The sequence below is a fragment of the Pseudomonas sp. LAP_36 genome (assembly GCF_019456785.1).
GTDB classification, from domain to species: Bacteria; Pseudomonadota; Gammaproteobacteria; order Pseudomonadales; family Pseudomonadaceae; genus Aquipseudomonas; species Aquipseudomonas tritici.
This window is the reverse complement of sequence record NZ_JAHZMS010000002.1, coordinates 708864-729263: the sequence shown is the minus strand read 5'-3', so window position 1 is coordinate 729263 and position 20400 is coordinate 708864. Positions and strand designations below refer to the sequence as shown.

23 protein-coding genes are annotated in these 20400 nt (G+C 60.0%); 14 read left to right on the top strand and 9 right to left on the bottom strand.

Annotated features, from left to right (window positions below; genetic code table 11):
- Nucleotides 1–382 precede the first annotated feature (382 nt).
- Genes JBO08_RS08955 through JBO08_RS08930 form a run of 6 tightly spaced genes read left to right on the top strand, consistent with a single transcriptional unit; the run spans nucleotide 383 to nucleotide 6306 of the window.
- Nucleotides 383–1477, top strand: a complete 1095-nt coding sequence (locus tag JBO08_RS08955; protein ID WP_065881935.1) for an ABC transporter ATP-binding protein — start codon at nucleotides 383–385, stop codon at nucleotides 1475–1477.
- Nucleotides 1477–2574, top strand: a complete 1098-nt coding sequence (locus JBO08_RS08950) for an ABC transporter ATP-binding protein (protein ID WP_065872118.1) — start codon at nucleotides 1477–1479, stop codon at nucleotides 2572–2574. Before JBO08_RS08955 ends, JBO08_RS08950 begins: the two co-directional genes overlap by 1 nt.
- On the top strand, nucleotides 2571–3437 hold the full coding sequence (locus JBO08_RS08945) for a carbohydrate ABC transporter permease (protein ID WP_017735078.1): 867 nt from the start codon (nucleotides 2571–2573) through the stop codon (nucleotides 3435–3437). The genes JBO08_RS08950 and JBO08_RS08945 overlap by 4 nt, the downstream gene beginning before the upstream one ends.
- A 10-nt stretch (nucleotides 3438–3447) precedes the next feature.
- The gene (locus JBO08_RS08940; RefSeq protein WP_003232361.1) at nucleotides 3448–4248 is read left to right on the top strand and encodes a carbohydrate ABC transporter permease; all 801 of its coding nucleotides are present in this window, start codon (nucleotides 3448–3450) and stop codon (nucleotides 4246–4248) included.
- A gap of 10 nt (nucleotides 4249–4258) precedes the next feature.
- Nucleotides 4259–4531, top strand: a complete 273-nt coding sequence (locus JBO08_RS08935; RefSeq protein WP_003232363.1) for a DUF2160 domain-containing protein — start codon at nucleotides 4259–4261, stop codon at nucleotides 4529–4531.
- A 32-nt stretch (nucleotides 4532–4563) separates the two neighbouring features.
- The gene (locus JBO08_RS08930; protein ID WP_065872119.1) at nucleotides 4564–6306 is read left to right on the top strand and encodes an ABC transporter substrate-binding protein; all 1743 of its coding nucleotides are present in this window, start codon (nucleotides 4564–4566) and stop codon (nucleotides 6304–6306) included.
- A 44-nt stretch (nucleotides 6307–6350) separates the two neighbouring features.
- Here the strand turns inward: JBO08_RS08930 and JBO08_RS08925 are convergent, their stop codons facing one another.
- From JBO08_RS08925 to JBO08_RS08910, 5 genes are all read right to left on the bottom strand, one after another.
- On the bottom strand, nucleotides 6351–7190 hold the full coding sequence (locus tag JBO08_RS08925; protein WP_175403062.1) for an alpha/beta fold hydrolase: 840 nt from the start codon (nucleotides 7188–7190) through the stop codon (nucleotides 6351–6353).
- Between the two features lie 23 nt (nucleotides 7191–7213).
- Nucleotides 7214–7987, bottom strand: a complete 774-nt coding sequence (locus tag JBO08_RS08920; protein ID WP_175403061.1) for a trans-aconitate 2-methyltransferase — start codon at nucleotides 7985–7987, stop codon at nucleotides 7214–7216.
- Nucleotides 7988–8091: 104 nt separating this feature from the next.
- The gene (locus tag JBO08_RS08915; RefSeq protein ID WP_083228100.1) at nucleotides 8092–9336 is read right to left on the bottom strand and encodes a YcaO-like family protein; all 1245 of its coding nucleotides are present in this window, start codon (nucleotides 9334–9336) and stop codon (nucleotides 8092–8094) included.
- A 49-nt stretch (nucleotides 9337–9385) separates the two neighbouring features.
- Entirely contained in the window at nucleotides 9386–9517 is a 132-nt protein-coding gene (locus JBO08_RS28120) for a hypothetical protein (RefSeq protein ID WP_256532845.1), read from the bottom strand.
- A 429-nt stretch (nucleotides 9518–9946) separates the two neighbouring features.
- Complete coding sequence (locus JBO08_RS08910; protein ID WP_175406001.1) at nucleotides 9947–10849, bottom strand: AraC family transcriptional regulator; 903 nt, start codon at nucleotides 10847–10849, stop codon at nucleotides 9947–9949.
- 138 nt (nucleotides 10850–10987) lie between these two features.
- Between JBO08_RS08910 and JBO08_RS08905 the strand changes: the two genes are divergently transcribed.
- Genes JBO08_RS08905 through JBO08_RS08895 form a run of 3 tightly spaced genes read left to right on the top strand, consistent with a single transcriptional unit; the run spans nucleotide 10988 to nucleotide 13105 of the window.
- Complete coding sequence (locus tag JBO08_RS08905; protein ID WP_065872122.1) at nucleotides 10988–11731, top strand: SDR family NAD(P)-dependent oxidoreductase; 744 nt, start codon at nucleotides 10988–10990, stop codon at nucleotides 11729–11731.
- 16 nt (nucleotides 11732–11747) lie between these two features.
- Complete coding sequence (locus tag JBO08_RS08900) at nucleotides 11748–12149, top strand: VOC family protein (protein ID WP_065881941.1); 402 nt, start codon at nucleotides 11748–11750, stop codon at nucleotides 12147–12149.
- Complete coding sequence (locus JBO08_RS08895) at nucleotides 12146–13105, top strand: trans-acting enoyl reductase family protein (RefSeq protein WP_065872124.1); 960 nt, start codon at nucleotides 12146–12148, stop codon at nucleotides 13103–13105. Before JBO08_RS08900 ends, JBO08_RS08895 begins: the two co-directional genes overlap by 4 nt.
- Nucleotides 13106–13465: 360 nt before the next feature.
- Here the strand turns inward: JBO08_RS08895 and JBO08_RS08890 are convergent, their stop codons facing one another.
- Nucleotides 13466–13894 (bottom strand): hypothetical protein, encoded by a 429-nt coding sequence (locus JBO08_RS08890; RefSeq protein ID WP_065872125.1) that lies wholly within the window; start codon nucleotides 13892–13894, stop codon nucleotides 13466–13468.
- A gap of 163 nt (nucleotides 13895–14057) precedes the next feature.
- Between JBO08_RS08890 and JBO08_RS08885 the strand changes: the two genes are divergently transcribed.
- A complete protein-coding gene (locus tag JBO08_RS08885) occupies nucleotides 14058–15071 on the top strand; it encodes an ABC transporter substrate-binding protein (protein WP_065881945.1) in 1014 nt (337 codons plus the stop codon).
- A gap of 32 nt (nucleotides 15072–15103) precedes the next feature.
- Here the strand turns inward: JBO08_RS08885 and JBO08_RS08880 are convergent, their stop codons facing one another.
- Nucleotides 15104–15892, bottom strand: a complete 789-nt coding sequence (locus JBO08_RS08880; RefSeq protein ID WP_065872127.1) for a helix-turn-helix domain-containing protein — start codon at nucleotides 15890–15892, stop codon at nucleotides 15104–15106.
- 86 nt (nucleotides 15893–15978) lie between these two features.
- Here JBO08_RS08880 and JBO08_RS08875 point away from each other — a divergent pair, with 86 nt between their 5' ends.
- The 3 genes from JBO08_RS08875 to JBO08_RS08865 all read left to right on the top strand — a co-directional run bounded on the left by JBO08_RS08875 (nucleotide 15979) and on the right by JBO08_RS08865 (nucleotide 18552).
- Nucleotides 15979–16977 (top strand): bile acid:sodium symporter family protein, encoded by a 999-nt coding sequence (locus JBO08_RS08875; protein WP_065872128.1) that lies wholly within the window; start codon nucleotides 15979–15981, stop codon nucleotides 16975–16977.
- Nucleotides 16978–17061: 84 nt separating this feature from the next.
- Nucleotides 17062–17199, top strand: coding sequence for a hypothetical protein (locus tag JBO08_RS08870; protein WP_175406751.1), 138 nt, complete (start codon nucleotides 17062–17064; stop codon nucleotides 17197–17199).
- Between the two features lie 168 nt (nucleotides 17200–17367).
- Nucleotides 17368–18552, top strand: coding sequence for a sugar transporter (locus JBO08_RS08865; RefSeq protein ID WP_065872129.1), 1185 nt, complete (start codon nucleotides 17368–17370; stop codon nucleotides 18550–18552).
- A 29-nt stretch (nucleotides 18553–18581) separates the two neighbouring features.
- Here the strand turns inward: JBO08_RS08865 and nadS are convergent, their stop codons facing one another.
- Nucleotides 18582–18869, bottom strand: a complete 288-nt coding sequence (nadS, locus tag JBO08_RS08860; RefSeq protein ID WP_049712743.1) for a NadS family protein — start codon at nucleotides 18867–18869, stop codon at nucleotides 18582–18584.
- 2 nt (nucleotides 18870–18871) lie between these two features.
- Entirely contained in the window at nucleotides 18872–19186 is a 315-nt protein-coding gene (locus JBO08_RS08855) for a type II toxin-antitoxin system RelE/ParE family toxin (protein WP_065872131.1), read from the bottom strand.
- 223 nt (nucleotides 19187–19409) lie between these two features.
- Between JBO08_RS08855 and aqpZ the strand changes: the two genes are divergently transcribed.
- On the top strand, nucleotides 19410–20114 hold the full coding sequence (aqpZ, locus tag JBO08_RS08850; RefSeq protein ID WP_065872132.1) for an aquaporin Z: 705 nt from the start codon (nucleotides 19410–19412) through the stop codon (nucleotides 20112–20114).
- Nucleotides 20115–20400 lie beyond the last annotated feature (286 nt).

The following is a 20400-nucleotide window of genomic DNA, read 5'->3' as shown; positions in this document are numbered from 1 at the left end:
GGGGGCGACCTTCGTTTTTATTGTTATTGGGCTTGCACAATCTACAGGTTGGAACGGTATCCACATCAAATGTGTGAGCGGGCTTGCCCGCGATTGCGGTATATCAGCTTGCTCATCAAGTGACTGACCCACCGCCATCGCGGGCAAGCCCGCTCCCACACTAGTCCTACAGTATTCGATAAATCGAGTTCAAACAGTGTTGTTCAGTACTGTTCATTGTCAACCCCTGACTGTTCAGTTGTTCAGCCTGCGTTGTTCATTTCTGTTCACACCTGAACATCCCATTTAAGCCATTTCCTTGCGCATCAAGCACTTGCCGTTTTGGCACGAAACTCGCTGTCACATCTGGCCAGATTCATTCCAATAATAAAAAGGTCGTGTCATGTCATTGACCCTGGAAAATGTCTCCCGTGTTGTCGAAGGCCAAACCTGGATCGACGACGCCAACCTGCGTTTCGAAGCCGGTTCCTTTAACGTCCTGCTCGGTCGCACCCTGTCCGGCAAGACCAGCCTGATGCGCCTGATGGCCGGCTTGGACAAGCCCAGCAGTGGCCGCATCCTGATGAACGGTGTGGATGTCACGCAAAAGCCGGTGCGCCTGCGCAACGTGTCGATGGTGTATCAGCAGTTCATCAACTACCCGACCATGACCGTGTTCGAGAACATCGCCTCACCGTTGCGCCAGGCCGGTGTGTCCGACGAGGTGATCCAGGGCAAGGTGCTGGAAACCGCGAAGATGCTGCGCATCGAGAAATTCCTCCAGCGCCACCCGCTTGAACTCTCCGGTGGCCAGCAGCAACGCACGGCCATGGCCCGCGCGTTGGTCAAGGACGCCGAATTGATCCTGTTCGATGAGCCCTTGGTGAACCTGGACTACAAACTGCGCGAAGAGCTGCGTCAGGAAATGCGCGAACTGTTCGCGGCACGTCACACCATCGCCATCTACGCCACCACCGAGCCCAATGAAGCGTTGGCCCTCGGTGGCACCACCACCATTCTTCACGAAGGCCGGGTGGTCCAGAGCGGTAAAGCCGCCGAGGTGTATCACCAGCCGCAGACCGTGCTGGCCGCTGAGCTGTTTTCCGAACCGCCGATCAACCTGATGCCAGGGCGTATCAGCGGCAACGAAGTGAGCTTCGCCAATTTCGTGCACTTCCCGCTGAACGTCGACCTGCGCCCCATCGGTGAAGGCGAGTTCCGGTTTGGCGTACGCCCCAGCCATATCAGCCTGGTACCGAGCAACGACGACGACCTGGAGCTGGCGGTGACCGTGGAAGTCGCGGAGATCAGCGGCTCGGAAACCTTCCTGCACGTACGCAGCGAGCATTTCCTGTTGGTGCTGCACCTGTCGGGGGTGCACGAATACGACGTCGACGCGCCGATTCGTGTGTACATCCCCACCCATAAACTGTTTGTGTTCGATGGCCAGGGCCGTTTGGTCCAGGCCCCCGGACGCCGTGTCGCGAGGGTTGCCTGATGGCCGAGATCCACTTGCAGAACCTGGCGCATAGCTACAGCCCTACGCCGAGTGGTCCTGAGGACTACGCGATTAGGGAAATGAACCACGTGTGGGAGCAGGGGGGAGCCTACGCCTTGCTCGGGCCGTCGGGCTGCGGCAAGTCGACGTTGCTCAATATCATCTCCGGCCTGCTCAGCCCGTCTGAAGGCCAGGTGCTGTTCGACAGCAAGGTGGTTAACGACCTCACCCCGGAAAAACGCAACATCGCCCAGGTGTTCCAGTTCCCGGTGGTGTACGACACCATGACGGTGTTCGATAACCTGGCATTTCCCCTGCGCAACCAGGGCATGGCCGAAGCGAAAATTCACAGCAAGGTGCAGGAAATTGCTGAAGTCCTTGACCTGCAAAGCCTGCTGAGCAAAAAAGCCCGCAACCTCACCGCCGACGAAAAGCAGAAAGTCTCTATGGGCCGTGGCCTGGTGCGCGACGACGTGTCGGCGATCCTGTTTGACGAACCGCTGACGGTGATCGACCCGCACCTCAAGTGGAAACTGCGGCGCAAGCTCAAGCAGATCCACGAGCAATTCAACATCACCATGGTCTACGTGACCCACGACCAGTTGGAGGCCTCGACCTTCGCCGACAAAATCGCGGTGATGTACGGCGGCCAGATCGTGCAGTTCGGCACGCCCCGTGACTTGTTCGAACGGCCGAGCCACACCTTTGTCGGCTATTTCATCGGCAGCCCTGGGATGAATCTGATCGAGGTGCAGGCCGAAGCGGGCGGAGTACGGTTTGCCGGCATGCACCTGCCATTGTCCGAGGCCATGCAGCAACGTATTGCCAGCGCCGATTACAAGAAATTGCAGGTGGGTATCCGCCCGGAATTTATCCACGTGTGGGACGAGCACAATCCTGACGCCTTGCAGGCTGATGTCACACACCTTGAAGACCTCGGTACCTACAAGATCGTGACCCTCAACCTCGACGGCGCCACGCTCAAAGTGCGCCTGGCCGAAGACAAACCGGTACCCGAAGGCAAGGCCTCCATCAGTTTCCCGGCGCAATGGCTGATGGTGTATGCCGACGATTACCTGCTGGAGGTGCTGCCATGAACAAGGTGCAGAACAACAAGGCCTGGTGGCTGGTGTTGCCGGTGTTCCTGCTGGTGGCGTTCAGTGCGGTGATCCCGATGATGACCGTGGTCAACTATTCGGTGCAGGACATCTTTGACCAGTCCAGCCGCTACTTCGTCGGTGCCGATTGGTACAAGCAGGTGCTGCTCGATCCGCGTCTGCATGACTCATTGCTGCGCCAGTTCATCTACTCGGCCTGCGTGCTGCTGATCGAAATCCCGCTGGGCATCGCCATCGCCCTGACCATGCCGACCAAGGGGCGCTGGTCGTCGCTGGTGTTGATCATCCTCGCTATTCCGCTGCTGATTCCATGGAACGTGGTGGGCACCATCTGGCAGATTTTCGGCCGCGCCGACATCGGCCTGCTGGGTTACAGCCTCAATGCCCTGGGCATCAGCTACAACTACGCGGCCAACACGGCGGACGCCTGGGTCACCGTGCTGGTGATGGATGTGTGGCACTGGACTTCACTGGTAGCGCTGCTCTGTTATTCCGGGCTGCGGGCCATTCCGGATGTGTACTACCAGGCTGCGCGGATTGATCGGGCATCGGCCTGGGCGGTTTTCCGACATATCCAACTGCCGAAGATGAAGAGCGTGCTGCTGATCGCGGTGATGCTGCGGTTTATGGACAGCTTCATGATCTACACCGAACCCTTCGTCCTCACGGGCGGCGGACCGGGTAACGCCACCACCTTCCTCAGTCAGACACTGACCCAGATGGCTGTGGGCCAATTCGACTTGGGCCCGGCGGCGGCATTCTCGCTGGTGTATTTCCTGATCATCCTGTTGGTGTCCTGGCTGTTCTACACCGCCATGACCCACTCCGACGCCAACCGCTGAGGCCGCCAACATGAGCAAGCGCAAGCTGATTCCATTGCTGATCTACATCCTGTTCCTGCTGGTGCCGATCTACTGGCTGCTGAACATGTCCTTCAAGAGCAACACCGAAATCCTCGGTGGGCTGACGCTGTTTCCGCAGGACTTCACCCTGGCCAACTACAAGGTGATCTTCACCGACCCGAGCTGGTACACCGGTTACCTCAACTCGCTGTACTACGTGAGCCTGAACACGGTGATCTCCCTGAGCGTGGCGCTGCCGGCGGCCTATGCGTTTTCGCGCTACCGTTTCCTCGGTGACAAGCACCTGTTCTTCTGGCTGCTGACCAACCGCATGGCGCCGCCGGCGGTGTTTTTGCTGCCGTTCTTCCAGCTGTATTCGTCCATCGGTCTGTTTGACACGCACATCGCCGTCGCCTTGGCGCACTGCCTGTTCAACGTGCCGTTGGCGGTGTGGATCCTGGAAGGCTTCATGTCCGGCGTGCCTAAGGAAATCGACGAAACCGCCTACATCGACGGCTACTCGTTTCCTAAGTTTTTCGTGAAGATTTTTATCCCGTTGATTGGCTCCGGCATTGGTGTGACCGCGTTTTTCTGCTTCATGTTTTCCTGGGTCGAACTGCTGCTGGCGCGCACCCTGACCTCGGTCAACGCCAAGCCCATCGCGGCGGTGATGACGCGCACGGTCTCGGCGTCGGGTATCGATTGGGGCGTACTGGCGGCGGCGGGGGTGTTGACTATCCTTCCCGGCATGCTGGTGATCTGGTTTGTTCGCAACCACGTGGCCAAGGGCTTTGCCCTGGGCCGGGTCTGAGGAGTCGATGATGGAATGGATGGCCTGGACCACCCCCACGGCGCTGTTCTTTGGCGGCATAGCCCTGATCCTGGCGGGCATGACCACTTGGGAACTGCGCTCGCCGAGTATCCCTCGGCGGGGTTTTCTGCCGATCAGCACCACCCGTGGTGATCGCTTGTTTATCGGTCTTCTCGGTAGCGCCTACCTGCATTTGCTGGTCATCGGCGTTACCGACTGGAGCATCTGGGTGGCGTCCGCGCTCTCCCTGGTATGGCTGTTGAGTGTGATGCGTTGGGGCTGAAGCCCTTGTGAATAAACCACCTGGAGGTCTCTATGTTGAATAAAAACAATAAGCTGCGACATAGCATTTCATTGGCCGCCGTACTGGCCCTCAGCGGTTTGAGCGCCTCGGCCTGGGCCGATGCGTATGAAGATGCCGCAAAAAAATGGATCGGCAGCGAGTTCAAGCCGTCGACGCTCACCGAAGCCCAACAGCTCGAAGAGTTGAAGTGGTTCATCAAAGCCGCCGAACCCTTCCGTGGGATGAAGATCAACGTGGTGTCGGAGACCCTCACCACCCACGAGTACGAGTCCAAGGTGCTGGCCAAGGCCTTCACCGAGATCACCGGGATCAAGCTGACCCACGACCTGCTGCAGGAAGGCGACGTGGTGGAGAAGCTGCAAACCCAGATGCAGTCCGACAAAAACATCTATGACGGCTGGGTCAACGACTCCGACCTGATCGGTACACACTTTCGCTATGGCAAGACCGAATCGATCACCGACCTGATGGCCAATGAAGGCAAGAACTTCACCTCGCCGACCCTGGATATCAAGGACTTCATCGGCATCTCCTTCACCACCGCGCCGGACGGCAAGATCTACCAATTGCCCGACCAACAGTTTGCCAACCTCTACTGGTTCCGCGCCGACTGGTTCGAGCGCCCCGAGCTGAAAGCCAAGTTCAAGGAAAAATACGGCTACGACCTCGGTGTGCCGGTGAACTGGTCGGCCTATGAAGACATCGCCAAATTCTTCAGCGAAGACGTCAAGGAAATCGACGGCAAGCGCATTTATGGGCATATGGACTACGGCAAGAAGGACCCGTCCCTGGGCTGGCGCTTCACCGATGCCTGGTTCTCCATGGCCGGTGGCGGCGACAAGGGCCTGCCCAACGGCTTGCCGGTGGACGAGTGGGGCATTCGCGTGGAGGACTGCCACCCGGTGGGCTCCAGCGTCACCCGTGGCGGCGACACCAACGGCCCGGCCGCGGTATTTGCCACACAGAAATACGTGGACTGGATGAAAGCCTACGCGCCACCGGAAGCGGCGGGCATGACCTTCTCGGAATCCGGCCCGGTGCCGTCCCAAGGCAACATCGCCCAGCAGATATTCTGGTACACCGCGTTTACCGCCGACATGGTCAAACCGGGCTTGCCGGTGGTGAATGCCGACGGCACGCCGAAATGGCGCATGGCGCCGTCACCTGTCGGACCGTACTGGGAAAAGGGCATGAAGAAGGGCTATCAGGACGTAGGTTCCTGGACCTTCCTCAAGTCGACGCCGGAGAAACAGAAACTCGCGGCCTGGCTTTACGCGCAGTTCGTGACCTCGAAGACCGTCTCGCTGAAGAAAACCATCGTTGGCCTGACGCCGATTCGTGAGTCCGACATCAACTCCCAGGCCATGACCGACATGGCGCCGAAACTGGGTGGTTTGGTGGAGTTCTACCGCAGCCCGGCGCGTACCGAATGGTCGCCAACCGGCACCAACGTGCCGGACTACCCGCGCCTGGCGCAACTGTGGTGGAGCAACATCGCCGCGGCCGCCAGCGGCGAGAAAACCCCGCAGCAGGCCCTCGACAACCTGGCCAAGGAGCAGGATGCGATCATGACGCGCCTGGAGCGCTCCAAGGTGCAACCGGTGTGCGGCCCGAAAATGAACCCCGAGCGTGACGCGCAGTACTGGTTCGACCAGCCGGGCGCGCCAAAACCGAAACTGGCGAATGAGAAGCCGAAAGGCGAGACCGTGAGCTACAGCGACCTGCTCAAGTCGTGGGAGGCGGCGCGTAAGTAATAACGCCAGTGTAGAAGGGTAAAACGACACGCTTGCGTGTCGTTTTACTGTCCGCAGTTTGCCCGCATCAGGCTTTGTTGAATTGCACGCATCAGCACGGGATCAAACGCATCATGCCCGGCGCGCAATAGTCTGCATTTCAGCAGTGCTCGTTGGCGCAACCAACGCAGGCTCGACAGGCCGATAGGGTCATTGATGCCCTGTATCACGTGGCACGCACAGCTCAGTGTCAGCCCCTGATCCTCCTCGCAAAAAAAATAACCGGCGCGATGGTAGTGCACCTCCAGACGGATTGCGCGCAAGGCGACTTCATCAATGAAGTGCTCCAAGGCTGCCTTGCCCATCCGCTGGCGATTCAGGCGCAGCGCTGCGCCGACCCATGCCATCGCTGCCTTGTGTTGCAAGCGTTCGCAAGATTGTTCGAGGTCCTTGCACACTTGTTCAAACGATGTAACCGCCTCGGCCTTCAAGTAGCACGCTAGTGCTCGATGGTAGGTGGCAAGGTGATTGGGAGTGGGTACGAACAGTGATGCCAGCACCAATCGGCATACTCGCGATGGGGCCTGCCAAGCATATTTGAGCGCCAGCCAACTACCCCAGGAAATACCCAGCAATGTGATCTGGGTAAAGCCAAAATGCTTACGCAACGCTTCAATGTCTTCGATGATCCGGGCCGTTTCGTTGTTCTGCCACTCGCCATGGGGACTCGAGCGTCCGCCACCGCGCTGGTCGAACAGGACGACTTCGAAGTGTTCCAGGTTAAAAAACGCCAGGTGATCGTGGCTGGAACTACCGCCCGGCCCGCCGTGCAAGAAGAACACCGGTTCACCACCTTCCTGGCCGTGCCGCTCCCAATACACCTGATGGCCGCCGGATACCGGCAAGTGCCCACTGCGATACAGAGGCTTCATGCCGAGGGGCGACTGAGCAAGTAAAACTGAAACAGCTCAAGCTGTCCTGGCCGGGCTGCCACACAGGATTCCAAGGTGATGCCCAGCGCTTGTGCGATCCAGGGGACTGCCGGCAGTACCGGCGTATGACCAAAAACCAAGGCCAGGCCACTCGGCTTGAGGCTGCCGAGTAATGTGCGCAACAAGGTTTCGGCGTCGCGCCGCGTGACCACCTCGGCGTTGAGAAAGCGTAGGATCAAGGCATCGCAGGCAGGGTTTTCCCGTGCAGCGTCAGCTTGCCTGAAGCGCACGGTTGAACCGACGTGGCGTTGCGATGCGTAGCGAATCATCGAGGCCGAAAGGTCCGAGCCCAGGCACCGGCAACGGGGCAGCGCCTGGGCCAGATGGGCGATCAACTCGCCGGTGGAGCACGCCGGGTCATGGATCAGCGCCCCAGGCTTGAGGCGCTCGCGTAGCACAGCGACACACTGTTCACGAAAGTGCGCTTCGTCGATGTTCAACTGCGTGGCGCGCTCATCGTCACACTCCCAAAAGCTCGGCGGGCAGACGAATTCCTCAGCGTGCATCTCCAGCGGCGGATACGGAAAGCACACGTCGCTATGGATTTGCTGCTGTGCTTCGATAAATGCCAGGTGCTTGGCCGCAGGCGTAGCGGCCTGATAGAAAAGTGCAACGCCTTCATTGCTCCAGTGATGGCTGGTGAGGGGGCCCAGCAGCATGGAGGGACGCAAGAGGCTGCTCAGGCGGCGTTGCCCCTGATCGTCGGGCATCGGCCTGTTGCGGCCTGCCCAGTGGCGGCTCCCGGTATTGAGTACAAACAGCTGACTGAGCCCGAATCCCAATGGCTCAAAATGACGTTGCACGGTGCTGGGGTTCATAGCGTGGCAACTTGCGATTCACCGCATAGACGCCTGCCGCGCTGTTGCGGCACCACGATATTGCCGGTGGAGACCAGGAAAAAACGCTCCAGCCCCGGGATCACCACCTGGACGAGCGTGGTGCCAAGCTGGCTTTGAAACAGGCGGCACACCCCGGGTGTCAGGTTGTGGCTGGCCATATCGCCCACCAGGAGAGTGATTTGTTCGCCTAGACCGGTTGGCGCCGGCCGCTCGTGGAGTTGCACCCATTCGACGGGTTGCGCCATCAGGCGCTCAGGGGCGAATTGCAGGCAGCGTTGCAGGCGCGGGAATCGTGCCAGGTGTCGCTGGGCATTGAGCAAATGACGGCTCAAAGGCGGTTCGACCGCGAGCGCTTGCAACTGTGCTAGTTCGGTCAGTGCACGCCAGGCCGCGTGCGCGGGCGTCAGGGAGGTGCCTGAGCCGTAGACGGTTGGCATCGCGCAAGGCGTGTTGATAAAGGCCAGGCAGGTGGTCGCGCAGAATTCGCGGCTGATATCCAGCAAGACCACCTCTGCATCGAAGGGCTGACTCAGTGTTTGCAACACGGCTCGGGCCTCGGGGCCAAGGCTGTCCGGATAGACGCGGCGTAGACGACTGAGCGGGCGCTGGTAGTAGAAATGCTCCAGCAGAAACAGTGAAAGGGCATCCCGTTCGATAGTCTCGTTCAAGGCATGCAGAAGCGCTTCGTCAGCCGTGGCTCCGATGGCAGTTCCGCTGTTGCTCGAATAACGGCGCAGGACGCGCAGGTCTGTCGGATCGTTATGCAGTGGCTGCTCGCAGTAGCGTGGGCAGGTCAACGCTAGCGGGTAGGAAAATGACTGGTCATCCACCAAGCTGCGATAGGTGCGGCAAATGACAGCGTCTTCTTGTTGTGCGACCAGCAATGCCAACGCGCTGTCATCGACAAACTGTGGGTGATCAACAAAGTAGCCGGACGCCTGGCAGTGAAGGGGCGACGCATGCAGATCGTCGCTCAAATAGTGTTCCAGTGCCTCATATAACGCGCCGACACGTGCCGCTGCCGGAGGACCCTTGCCCGCGCCGCGTGCGACCTCTATCGCATGTGCGTCGTACAAACAGGCTTGGACGCACAGCTCGCCTTCACCCACGATGCGCAAATGTGCGCGCAAATTCAACGCACTCAACTGGGCGAGAATCTGATGGTGGGCGAGTACGAGTGTCTGGCAGCGTTCGGGGGCGATGGCTTGGGGAATGCTCATGAAGGTAACTCCTGGGAAGGAGGAGAGGCATTGCCTCTCCTCGACTCACTTACTCGGCTTCCAGCTCCGCTCTTTCCGTATCAGTGAGTTGCAGGGTCTCGATGAAATCATCCGCGTGCTCCTGCTCCAGCTGTTCCATCTCGGCGATTTTATTTGCGTTTGCACTAGCCATGTAGCCCATGTTTGAAGCCTCATTTTTGTTTGAAGGTAGGGTGACGTGCTCTCGATGAGCACGGCTAGAACCTATTAAAAATGGCCGGCGTGGGCAAATGTGAGCAGCTGTTGCAAAAGCGTTGGCGGAGGGCTATGGAAATGAATTCTTTCACTTCAATATTTGACCGCTGTGGAGAGGTTGCTTTGCTTTGGAACCGGGGGCTGCGTCTGTGGTGAGATCCATCGCTAAGGGGAGCAGCGGTAGGCATTGCCCTGGGCAGGGGCGGGTAAGTCTTCCAGAGGTGTTGAATTTTCGCGGTGGTGAAGCGGTGATGGCCGTCCCGATATTGATCTTGGTTTGATGTACTACTGACGCTGTCGGGCTTGCTTGCAAAAAGATTGATAGGAGCGCTCGCTAGCCTGCGATGGCATCACCACGGTGCGCCTAACGCCCAGATCAGTCCTGCATTGAATGACGGCTTTTGTTCTCGCCTAAAATTCGCGCTGTATCCCTCGCCGGCGGCAGCCCAAACACCCGCGCATAGTCCCGGCTGAACTGGGTCGCGCTTTCATACCCCACTTCAAACGCCGCACTTGTCACGCTGCTCGCGCTGGCCACCATCAACGTGCGCGCCTGCAACAATCGCACACGCTTCTGATACTGCAACGGGCTCAGATTAGTCACCGCCTTGAAGTGCCGGTGAAACGCCGAAACACTCATCGCCGCCTTCTGCGCCAATGCTTCCACTCGAATCGGCTCTGCAAAATCCCGGCGAATCCACTGGATCGCCTGGCTGACCCGCGCTATGGCGGTATCCGGCGCAGCAATCTCGCGCAACATCCAGCCGTGGGGGCCTTGCAACACGTGGTAGAGGATTTCCCGCTCATACACCGGTGCCAGGGCGGCGATCGCCACGGGGTCACCCATCAGGCGCAGCATGCGCACCCAGGCATCCATCAAGGCCGGCGTCACCGCCGCCACTGAAAAACCGGCTTCCTGTTCGCGACGACCACTGGGCGCCGGCAAGTCATTGAGCAGTGTGGTCAGCACGCTCGGGTCCAGGGTCAGGCTCACCGCCAGGTAAGGTTCGCCGGTGCTCGCCGGGTTCACCACCCCCACGGCAGGCAGCTCGATGGACATCACAAAATACGTCGCCGGGTCGTAGCGCAAGGTGCGGTCGCCCACGGTCATGCACTTACTGCCCTGCAGGATCAGGTTGATCATCGGGTCATACACCGCCGCGAGCATATGCTCGGGAATCGCCCCCTGGACCATCGCCACGCGGGGGATACCAGTCTCGGTGCGGCGGTTTTCAGCCTTGGCGGCCAGGGCACGCAGTTCGATCAATTGAGTATTCATGGCCGCCATGCTGTTCCTTCCTACAAACCTCGCGCAAGCAAAAAGCAGAAACAGGCAGGATTGGAGTAGGAACGGCTGCGTGGAGGCGTGGGGTGATGGCTACTGTGGTCACTCAACTTTTTAGCACTGGAGCAGGCCATGAGCGTCATCGTAATTACCGGAGGCAGCCGCGGGATCGGTGCCAGTACCGCCCAATTGTGTGCGCGCCAGGGGCACGGCGTGATCCTTACTTACAACAGCAACCCGGATGCGGCGCAGGCGGTGGTCAAGCGCATAGTGGCTGAAGGCGGTAAAGCCGTGGCGCTGCAATTGGACGTTGCCGCCGTCAGCACTTTCGCTGCATTCCACGATGCCGTGGCGCACGCCCTGCAAGCCACTTGGGGCGTAAGCACCCTGAGCGGCCTGGTGAACAACGCGGGCTACGGCCTGTTCAACCCCCTTGAATCGGTGACCGAGGCGCAATTCGACGGCCTGTTCAACGTGCACCTCAAGGGGCCGTTTTTCCTGACCCAAACCTTGCTGCCGCTGCTGGAAGAACACGCCAGCATCGTCAACCTCACCAGCGCCACCACCCGCGTCGCTACGGCTGGCGTCGCACCTTACGCCGCTTTCAAGGGCGGCCTGGATGTGCTCACCCGCTACATGGCCAAGGAGTTCGGCGAGCGGCGTATCCGCGCCAACGCCGTGTCCCCCGGCGCGATCCGCACCGAACTGGGCGGCGGCTTGAACGACGAGTTCGAAGCCCAACTGGCCGGGCAAACCGCCCTTGGCCGTGTAGGCGAACCGGAAGACGTGGCACGGGTAATCGCCCTGTTGCTATCGGAAGAAGGCCGCTGGATTAATGCCCAGACCCTTGAAGTCGCGGGCGGCTACATCATCTGAGTCGGGAGACCCCACCATGCTGGATCATCTGTTTATTTCGGTGAGTGATATCGAGCGCTCCATTCGTTTCTACGCAGCCACCCTGACGCCCCTCGGCATCACTGCGCGGCATGACTACGACGGCAAAGACGGCCCACCCGGCCACCCGGACTTGAAGGGCTTTGGCGCCAATGGCCGGATATTTTTCTGGTTGCGCGAAGGCGTGGTGGAAGGGCGAGCTGTGCATGTGGGCTTTGTCGCCAATAATCGCGCTGAGGTGGAAAAAGCCTACGCCGCCGCCTTGGCGAACGGCGCCACCGACAACGGCGCGCCGGGTGCACGCCTGCATTACGACCCCAACTACTACGCGGCCAATGTCCTTGACCCGGACGGCTACAGCCTCGAATTCGTCTACAAGAGCTGGCAGCACACCTCATGAAAACCCTGATGATCTACGGCGCCACCGGCTACACCGGACGCATGGCGGCGCAACACGCGAAAACACTCGGACTCAACCTGGTGCTGGCCGGCCGCAACGTCGAACGCCTGGCTTCCCTGGCGGCTGAGCTGGACGCGCCTTACCGCGTATTCACGCCAGATGCCGCCCAGTTGGAAGGGATTGACGTCCTGCTCAATTTCGCCGGCCCTTTCGCCCAGACCGCCGGAGCCCTGATGCGTGCGTGCATCGCCAATGGCACCGACTACCTGGACATCACCGCCGAAATCAACGTGTACCGCTTGGCCGAGCAACTCGGGGCTGGAGTGCAGGTGATGCTGCTGCCCGGTGTGGGCTGGGACGTGGTGCCCACCGACTGCCTGGCCCTGCATGTTGCCCGCCGTGTGCAGCAGCCGCAGTCGATAAAAATCGCTCTGCAGGTGCCCGGCGCCATGTCCCGTGGGTCGGCCATGAGTGTCGGCGAGATCATCGGTGCCGGCGTGATGGCGCGGATCGACGGCCAACTGGTCGCCACGCCGGACGCGCAACCGCAGTACCTGGACTTTGGCGATGGCCCGGCGCTGTGCGCGCCCTTGTCGTTTGGCGACCTAGTGACGGCCTGGCATTCCAGCGCTATTCCGAATATCGCCATGTTCGTGCACATCACTGGCGAAGCCTTTCCCGAAGGCGACCTGTCGCTGCTGCCCGATGGCCCCACCCAGGCACAGCGTGACGCCCATCGCGCCCTCGCCGTGGCCGAAGTTATGGGTGCCGATGGTTCGGTGGCGCGTTCGGTCATCGAGACCGTCAACGGCTACAGCTACACCCCACTGGCAGCCGTCGAAGCCGCGCGCCGGGTACTCGGCGGTGAGCGCCGGGCCGGCTTCGAAACACCTGCAAAGCTGTTCGGCGTGGGCTTTGCCCAGACGATTGCCGGTACGCAGATCATCGATTATTGAGCTATCGGGAATTGCCATCGGCGGGTATTTGAGAACGTCGCAGCTCAAATGTGGGAGCTGGCTTGTCGAATCGTCGAACCGCTGCGATAGCCATAAGTATCTACACATCTTCAACGTGAAATTGCGTAGCAGCTGTCGAGCCCTGGCGAGGCTGCGTCAGCGGTGTGTCAGACAGCCCGCAAACGCAGCCTCGCCAGGGCTCGACAGCTGCTACGCAGAGGGTTCCCCCAAGATGTGTAGATACTTATGCTGCGATAGCGGACTGTCAGTTTACAAGTGCTTTGCTGACCCGCCGCTATCGTAGCGGTGCGACGATTCGACAAGCCAGCTCCCACCTATTGTCGTGCGGTGATTTCAAGATCACGCCGCCTGTGGCTGAACCAGCAACTCCCCCTCGACATCCTTGACCAACTCACTGGCCAAAAACAGCGGTGCCAGGCGTTTATGCAATTGTGGCTCGACAAACTCCTTCACCGTCTCCAGCGCCAGTACGCCGCTCAACGGCAACTCGGCCTTGGTGTACGACAACCAGGCTTTCTTCAGTGCCTGCAACACATCACTGCCGGCGGTGGTGGCGAAGCGGCGGTGGGTAGGTTTACCGTCAAAAGTGAAGGTGTGCTGGAACGCGTAGCCGGTTTCATCACCCTGGCTGGCGGTGCAGCGGATGCAGCTGCACGGGCCTTCGCCGAAAGCACTGCGCAGGTAGGCGTTGAAGTCCACCACGGGTTTGAGTGACAGGCGCTTATCCACCTCGAACAGGTCCCCGGTCATTTTTTCGTCAGTGTTCAACGTCCATTTCCTCGCAGGTTCGGCGGTTTTTCAAAGCGCGGCACAATAGCAGCCGAGCGGCTGTTTGTGGGTTATTTGCATAACAATAGATCTCGATATTCTTTTCCCGTCTTAAAAATCGTGGCTACCCTCGTTCACCTTCTCAAAAGTGCGGCAGATCCCCATGACCCTCAAGCGCTCCTCTTTGACCCTTCTGGCTGCCTCGCTGGCTGCCGCAAGCACTTTGCTCAGCCCCGGTGCCCAGGCTGAGGGCAAGATCAGCATTGCCCAGCAATTCGGCATCGGCTACCTGATCCTCGACGTGGTGCGTGACCAGTACCTGATCGAGAAGCATGGCAAGGAGCAGGGCCTGGATATCCAAGTGGAGTGGAACAGTATTTCCGGCGCCACGGCGATGAACGAATCGCTGCTGGCCGGCGCGCTGGACGTGGTTTCCGCGGGCGTGCCGCCGATGCTCACCCTGTGGGACCGCACCAAGGGCAAGCAGAACGTCAAGGCCATCGCTTCGCTCGGTTCGATGCCCAACTACCTGCTGACCAACAACCCCAACGTGAAGACCCTCAAGGACTTCAGCGAAAAAGACCGCATCGCCGTGCCCGCCGCTGGCGTGGGTTTCCAGTCGCGGACCTTGCAGATCGAGACGGCCAAGCAGTTCGGCGATGCCAACTACAAGAAGTTTGATGACATCTCCATCAGCCTGGCGCACCCCGACGCGACTGCCGCATTGATTGCCGGTGGCTCGGAGATCAACTCGCACTTTTCCAGCCCGCCGTTCCAGTATCAGGAATTGCTCAATCCGAATGTGCACAAGGTGCTCAGTTCCTACGACATCCTCGGTGGGCAGGCGACGTTCAACGTGCTGTACACCACGCAGAAATTCCACGACGAAAACCCCAAGACCTACAAGGCGTTCTATGCCGCGCTGGCCGAAGCCGAACACATCATCAAGGCTGATAAACCGGCGGCGGCCAAGACGTACATTCGGGTAGAGCAGTCGAAGTTGCCGTTGGACCTGGTGGAGAAGATCGTCCAGGACCCGGAAATCGACTTCACCATCGTGCCGCAGCGAACCTATATCTATGCTGAAAAACTGCAGGAACTCGGCGTGCTGAAAAACAAGGCCGACAGCTGGAAGGACTACTTCTTCGAAGAAGCCCACAGTGGTAACGGCAGCTGACCTCCAATGTGGGATCTGCAGTGTTTGAGCGGTCAGCGGAAAAACTCACCGGGCGTGGCGTCAAACTGCTGCCGAAACGCATTGATAAACGCCGACGTCGACTCATACCCACACCCCAACGCCACATCCGTTACCCGCTCGCCTTGCTCCAGGGCGGGCAGGGCGGTGAGCAACCGCAAGCGCTGGCGCCATGCGCGAAACGTCAGCCCGGTATCCCTCAAAAACAACCGGCTCAACGTCTTCTCACTCACGTCCAGCTTTTGGCTCCACTGGCCCAACGTTGTCTGCTGCTCCGGGTGCAGGTTCAAACTGCGATAGATCTGCCGCAAGCGCGGGTCCAGCGGCAGCGGTAACATCAAATCGACCTGCGGCGCCGCTGCCAATTGATCCAGCACCACTTGCGCCAAACGCCCATCCGGCCCGTCCTCAGCGTATTCCACCGGGAGTTCGCTGAAGCTGCGGATCAACTCGCGCAGTAAATTGCTCACTTCCAGCACATGACAGCGCTCAGCCGCCCAGGCCGTGACGCTGCAGTCGAGGTACAGACTGCGCATTTCTGTGTGGGGCGAGCTGAACACCCGGTGCGGCATTCCCGCTGGTATCCACACAGCGCGCTGTGGCGGCGCCACGAAACGGCCGACGCTGGTCTGGATCTCCAGCACCCCGGAAATCGCGTAGGACAATTGCACCCAAGGGTGGCTGTGTCGGCGGGTCAGCGCACGGTTGGGCAGCGATTCGGTGCGCCCATACACCGGCCGTGGCAGGCTGGAAAGCCCAGGGACACTGCGGCGGACGGTCTTTTCATGTCCTTTAGGCGGCATTTACTGGCTCATTGGCGTTAGTCGGTAATAAGCCGTTACGTTAGAGTCGCGGTGACGCTCTTGGCAACCCCTGGAAGATCCTGCTTATGACTCGCCCGCGTTTCGTGCCCGACAACTTCACCCTGACGCTGATCGCCACGGTGATCCTCGCCTCCCTGTTGCCCGCCAGCGGCCAGACCGCCGTGGCCTTCGGCTGGGTCACCAACCTGGCTATAGCACTGCTGTTTTTCCTGCACGGCGCCAAGCTGTCGCGCCAGGCCATTGTTGCCGGCGCCGGTCATTGGCGCCTGCACCTGCTGGTGTTCAGCCTGACCTTCGTGCTGTTCCCGCTGCTGGGCCTGGCGCTCAAGCCGCTGTTGTCGCCAATGATCGGCAACGACCTGTACATGGGCATGCTTTACCTCTGCGCTCTGCCGGCTACGGTGCAGTCGGCGATTGCCTTCACGTCCCTGGCACGCGGCAATATCCCGGCGGCGATTTGCAGTGCGGCGGCCTCCAGCCTGTTTGGCATCTTCCTCACGCCGCTGTTGGTGACATTGCTGCTCAACGTGCACGGTGACGGCGGCTCGACCGTCGACGCAATCCTGAAAATCAGCGTGCAATTGCTGCTGCCGTTCATCGCCGGGCAGATCGCGCGTCGCTGGATCGGCGAGTGGGTGGGGCGCAATAAATCCTGGCTGAAATTCGTCGACCAAGGCTCGATCCTGCTGGTGGTGTACGGCGCGTTCAGCGAAGCGGTCAACGAAGGCATCTGGCACCAGATCCCGCTGTGGGAACTGGGCGGGCTGGTGGTGGCGTGCTGCGTGTTGCTGGCCTTGGTGTTGGTGGCGTCGGCGGTGCTGGGCAAGGCCTTCGGCTTTAACCAGGAAGACCGCATCACCATTCTGTTCTGCGGCTCGAAGAAGAGCCTCGCGACCGGCGTGCCGATGGCGCAGGTGCTGTTCGCCGGGGCGACCATGGGGGTGCTGATCCTGCCGCTGATGCTGTTTCACCAGATCCAGTTGATGGTCTGTGCGGCATTGGCCCAGCGTTATGCCAAGCGCCCGGAAAGCATTCCGGAATTGATGGGGCAGGTGGATCCTTGATCTACGTCACAGCCTTTGCCGAGTAAGCTAAATAAACGCCCGGCCAGACAACTTAGTGGTAAGAGCCCAGTAAGGCGTGTCGGCATGAGCACTAAAGGTATTTCGCTGCTTACCGGCCTGTTGTGCGTCTGGGCGGGGCGTGCGGCGCGGCGCAAACCGTGGGCAGTGTCGTCGAGCCCGGATGTGCGACAAATGCGCACAGGGGCACGGTCATTGAGTTGAACGGCTGTGCCGAGTCCAGGCGTGTAACTAAGTGATCATCCTGACGTCGCCCTGACCCCCTTAGGCGACGATCCGCGTCAACAGCGGGGCCAGAAACCTATAGAATGCTCGGCGGCGGCGCTTGTCCTGGGTGGCCGCTCGATCACCGTCAGAGTACCGCGCCGTTCAATGAGCATTTCAGCCGCAACCCCCCAAACCAATTGGCAACCGGTCATCGCCCTCGCGTTGGCCGCCTTTGTGTTCAATACCACCGAATTCGTGCCCGTTGGGCTGCTCAGTGCCATCGGCGCCAGCTTCGACATGCCGGTGTCCAGCGTCGGCCTGATGCTCACGATCTACGCCTGGATCGTGTCCCTGACCTCCCTGCCGGTGATGCTGCTGACCCGCAACATCGAACGGCGCAAGCTGCTGATCGTGCTGTTCTGCATGTTTATTGTCAGCCACATCCTTTCCAGCGTCGCTAACAGCTTCGGCCTCCTGATGCTCAGTCGCATTGGCATTGCCTTGTCCCATGCCTTGTTCTGGTCGATCACCGCATCGTTGGCCGTTCGCTTGGCGCCGGAAGGCAAGCAGGTGCAAGCCCTCGGCCTGTTGGCTACCGGTACGTCCCTGGCCATGGTCCTGGGCATTCCCCTGGGTCGCCTGCTCGGCGAAGCCATGGGCTGGCGCACCACGTTCCTGGTGATCGGCGCCTTCGCTGCCGCACTGGTGTTCTGGCTGGCGCGCACCTTGCCGCTATTGCCGAGCCAGAACTCCGGCTCCCTGCGCAGCCTGCCGCTGCTGTTCAAGCGCCCGGCGCTGGTGGCGCTTTATGTGCTCACCGCGATGACCGTCACCGCGCAATTCACCGCCTACAGCTACATCGAACCCTTCGTCGAAGGCGTGGCCGGCATGAGCGGCAGTGCGGTGACCCTGATCCTGCTGGTATTCGGCGGCGCGGGCATCATCGGCTCTCTGCTGTTCAGCCTGGTGCACCGCTTCAACCCGCATGTATTCGTTGTCGGCGCGGTATTTATCCTGGCCGCGTGCCTGGCGCTGCTGCTGCCGTTGAGCGGCGCGGAATCCTACCTGGTGGTGCTGAGCATTTTCTGGGGCATGGCGATCATGGGCTTTGGCCTTGCCATGCAGTCCAAAGTGCTGGTGCTGGCACCGGATGCCACCGACGTGGCCATGGCGATGTTCTCCGGCATCTACAACATCGGCATCGGCGGCGGCGCACTGATGGGCAGCTGGGTCGGCAGCCAGTTCGGCTTCGCCTGGATCGGCGCGGCGGGCGGGTTGCTGGCGGCGGTGGCGTTGATTGGGTATTGCTTGGCGATTCGCAAGTTTGGGCAGGGTGTGGCGGGAGCCTGAATCAAACTCTCGCGCCAGCCACCGTTGGGTTAAAGGGCCAACGCATTCAACACATGGACCGGGTCATTGTGAATGGCCCTCAACAGCGCCTTTGCTGGCCCTGTTGGTTCGCGTCGCCCCTGTTCCCAATTACGTAGCGTGCCGATTTGAACATCGATGATGGCTGCGAATTTGGCTTGAGTCAGGCCCGTTGCCTTACGGATTTGTTTGACTTGAAGCGCGTCAACAATGAATTCGCGAGAGGGCTTGCGCTCGCCTCGGACGATTTCGTCCATCTGTTGCACGCTTTCCATCAGCTCATCGAAGAATTTGCTCATGGTTATCTCCAGTGTTCGATGACGGCTTTCAGTGCTTTGCGTTCATCGTTAGTCAGGTCTTGCTGTTCGTTTTTTGGATAGATCATTAATAACGCAATTTTTGAAGCCGTTACAAAGTGGTAGTAAATCACTCTGGCGCCGCCTCGTTTGCCGTGACCTTTTGAAGCAATACGCAGCTTTCGGATGCCGCCCGTTCCTTCGATCACATCTCCAACGCACGGATTGAACATCAACGCTACCTGCAAACCCAGGTAGGCGTCGTGATTCATGAGCTCCGTTACACGCCGGGTGAAAACCGCAGTTTCAATGAAAATCATAGCAAATGTACGCCATTGACTTAGTCGGCGGCAATGCTAGTGCAGTCAGGGAAGGGGAACAGCTGGTTAGTTGTAAGCGGGTTTTATACAAAGGGCCGGCGTGCTTCAGAAGCAACGTGTTCAGGGGCTAGAACTCCAGACAAGTCTTACACAGTATTTTGATACCCATTGCTACCGTCGCCCAGGACCGCCCACGGCCTGTGGTGACGGCACTTGAGCAGCAATGGAGTCCACTGTGCAAAAGCGTTTGACCGCCGAGTTTATCGGCACTTTCTGGCTGACGTTCGGCGGCTGTGGCAGCGCCATTCTGGCGGCTGCCTTCCCCGGCTTGGGCATTGGCTTTGTGGGCGTTTCGCTGGCGTTTGGTCTCACTGTATTGACCATGGCCTACGCGGTCGGCGGCATCTCCGGCGGGCATTTCAACCCGGCGGTGACCATTGGCCTATGGGCAGGGCGCCGCATTCCTGCGGGTGATGTGCTGCCGTACATCGCGGCGCAGGTCAGCGCAGCGATCGTCGCCGCTGCGGCGTTGTACCTGATTGCCAGCGGGCAGCCTGATTTCGCAGTGGGTGGTTTTGCCGCCAACGGGTATGGCCCATTGAGCCCAGGCCTCTTCGACATGAAGGCCGCTTTGCTGGCCGAACTGATCGCCACGTTTTTCTTCGTATTCATCATCATGCGCGTGACCGCACCGGGCGCTGTGCCTGGCTTTGCGCCGATTGCCATCGGCCTGGCGCTGACGTTGATTCACCTGGTGCTGATCCCGGTGACCAATACGTCGGTGAACCCGGCGCGCAGCACCGGACCGGCGTTGTTTGCCGGGGGCGAATACATGGCGCAGCTATGGTTGTTCTGGGTGGCGCCAATTGTTGGCGGAGTGTTGGGAGCGTTGGCAGCTCGCACGCTGGGCGAGCAAAAGCCGAGTTGACACCTTATACGTTTGAGAAAATCGGTACAGACTTAGCTTTCGGCAGTGTTGGCTTTGGCGTTGGCCTTGGCTTTTGATCTGTTTTTGATGTTGATCTCAGGAGCCCCGTCAACCACGCTGGCCGAACGCAGGCTTGAATCCGTGGGTAACCCGGCAGGACGCCGGGTTAGCCGCGCTGGGCCAAGGATGGCCCATCGCGGCGGCCCACGGATTCAAGCCGGAGTGAGGGCACACCGAGCCTGGGCGAGGTGCCGAGTGGTGGGGCAAGAGCGTTTTGGTTACTTTG

What these genes read in the sequence shown, in the direction of transcription:
- JBO08_RS08920 (WP_175403061.1), bottom strand. Translation starts at nt 7,987, where the DNA reads ATGCCCGACGATCAGGGGCAACGCCGCCTGAGCAGCCTCTTGCGTCCC.
- JBO08_RS08900 (WP_065881941.1), top strand. Translation starts at nt 11,748, where the DNA reads ATGCTGGATCATCTGTTTATTTCGGTGAGTGATATCGAGCGCTCCATT.
- nadS (WP_049712743.1), bottom strand. Translation starts at nt 18,869, where the DNA reads ATGAGCAAATTCTTCGATGAGCTGATGGAAAGCGTGCAACAGATGGAC.
- JBO08_RS08930 (WP_065872119.1), top strand. Translation starts at nt 4,564, where the DNA reads ATGTTGAATAAAAACAATAAGCTGCGACATAGCATTTCATTGGCCGCC.
- JBO08_RS08950 (WP_065872118.1), top strand. Translation starts at nt 1,477, where the DNA reads ATGGCCGAGATCCACTTGCAGAACCTGGCGCATAGCTACAGCCCTACG.
- JBO08_RS08915 (WP_083228100.1), bottom strand. Translation starts at nt 9,336, where the DNA reads ATGAGCATTCCCCAAGCCATCGCCCCCGAACGCTGCCAGACACTCGTA.
- JBO08_RS08955 (WP_065881935.1), top strand. Translation starts at nt 383, where the DNA reads ATGTCATTGACCCTGGAAAATGTCTCCCGTGTTGTCGAAGGCCAAACC.
- JBO08_RS08870 (WP_175406751.1), top strand. Translation starts at nt 17,062, where the DNA reads ATGAGCACTAAAGGTATTTCGCTGCTTACCGGCCTGTTGTGCGTCTGG.
- JBO08_RS28120 (WP_256532845.1), bottom strand. Translation starts at nt 9,517, where the DNA reads ATGGGCTACATGGCTAGTGCAAACGCAAATAAAATCGCCGAGATGGAA.
- JBO08_RS08855 (WP_065872131.1), bottom strand. Translation starts at nt 19,186, where the DNA reads ATGATTTTCATTGAAACTGCGGTTTTCACCCGGCGTGTAACGGAGCTC.
- JBO08_RS08885 (WP_065881945.1), top strand. Translation starts at nt 14,058, where the DNA reads ATGACCCTCAAGCGCTCCTCTTTGACCCTTCTGGCTGCCTCGCTGGCT.
- JBO08_RS08905 (WP_065872122.1), top strand. Translation starts at nt 10,988, where the DNA reads ATGAGCGTCATCGTAATTACCGGAGGCAGCCGCGGGATCGGTGCCAGT.
- JBO08_RS08880 (WP_065872127.1), bottom strand. Translation starts at nt 15,892, where the DNA reads ATGCCGCCTAAAGGACATGAAAAGACCGTCCGCCGCAGTGTCCCTGGG.
- JBO08_RS08875 (WP_065872128.1), top strand. Translation starts at nt 15,979, where the DNA reads ATGACTCGCCCGCGTTTCGTGCCCGACAACTTCACCCTGACGCTGATC.
- JBO08_RS08865 (WP_065872129.1), top strand. Translation starts at nt 17,368, where the DNA reads ATGAGCATTTCAGCCGCAACCCCCCAAACCAATTGGCAACCGGTCATC.
- JBO08_RS08935 (WP_003232363.1), top strand. Translation starts at nt 4,259, where the DNA reads ATGGAATGGATGGCCTGGACCACCCCCACGGCGCTGTTCTTTGGCGGC.
- aqpZ (WP_065872132.1), top strand. Translation starts at nt 19,410, where the DNA reads ATGGAGTCCACTGTGCAAAAGCGTTTGACCGCCGAGTTTATCGGCACT.
- JBO08_RS08945 (WP_017735078.1), top strand. Translation starts at nt 2,571, where the DNA reads ATGAACAAGGTGCAGAACAACAAGGCCTGGTGGCTGGTGTTGCCGGTG.
- JBO08_RS08910 (WP_175406001.1), bottom strand. Translation starts at nt 10,849, where the DNA reads ATGAATACTCAATTGATCGAACTGCGTGCCCTGGCCGCCAAGGCTGAA.
- JBO08_RS08940 (WP_003232361.1), top strand. Translation starts at nt 3,448, where the DNA reads ATGAGCAAGCGCAAGCTGATTCCATTGCTGATCTACATCCTGTTCCTG.
- JBO08_RS08895 (WP_065872124.1), top strand. Translation starts at nt 12,146, where the DNA reads ATGAAAACCCTGATGATCTACGGCGCCACCGGCTACACCGGACGCATG.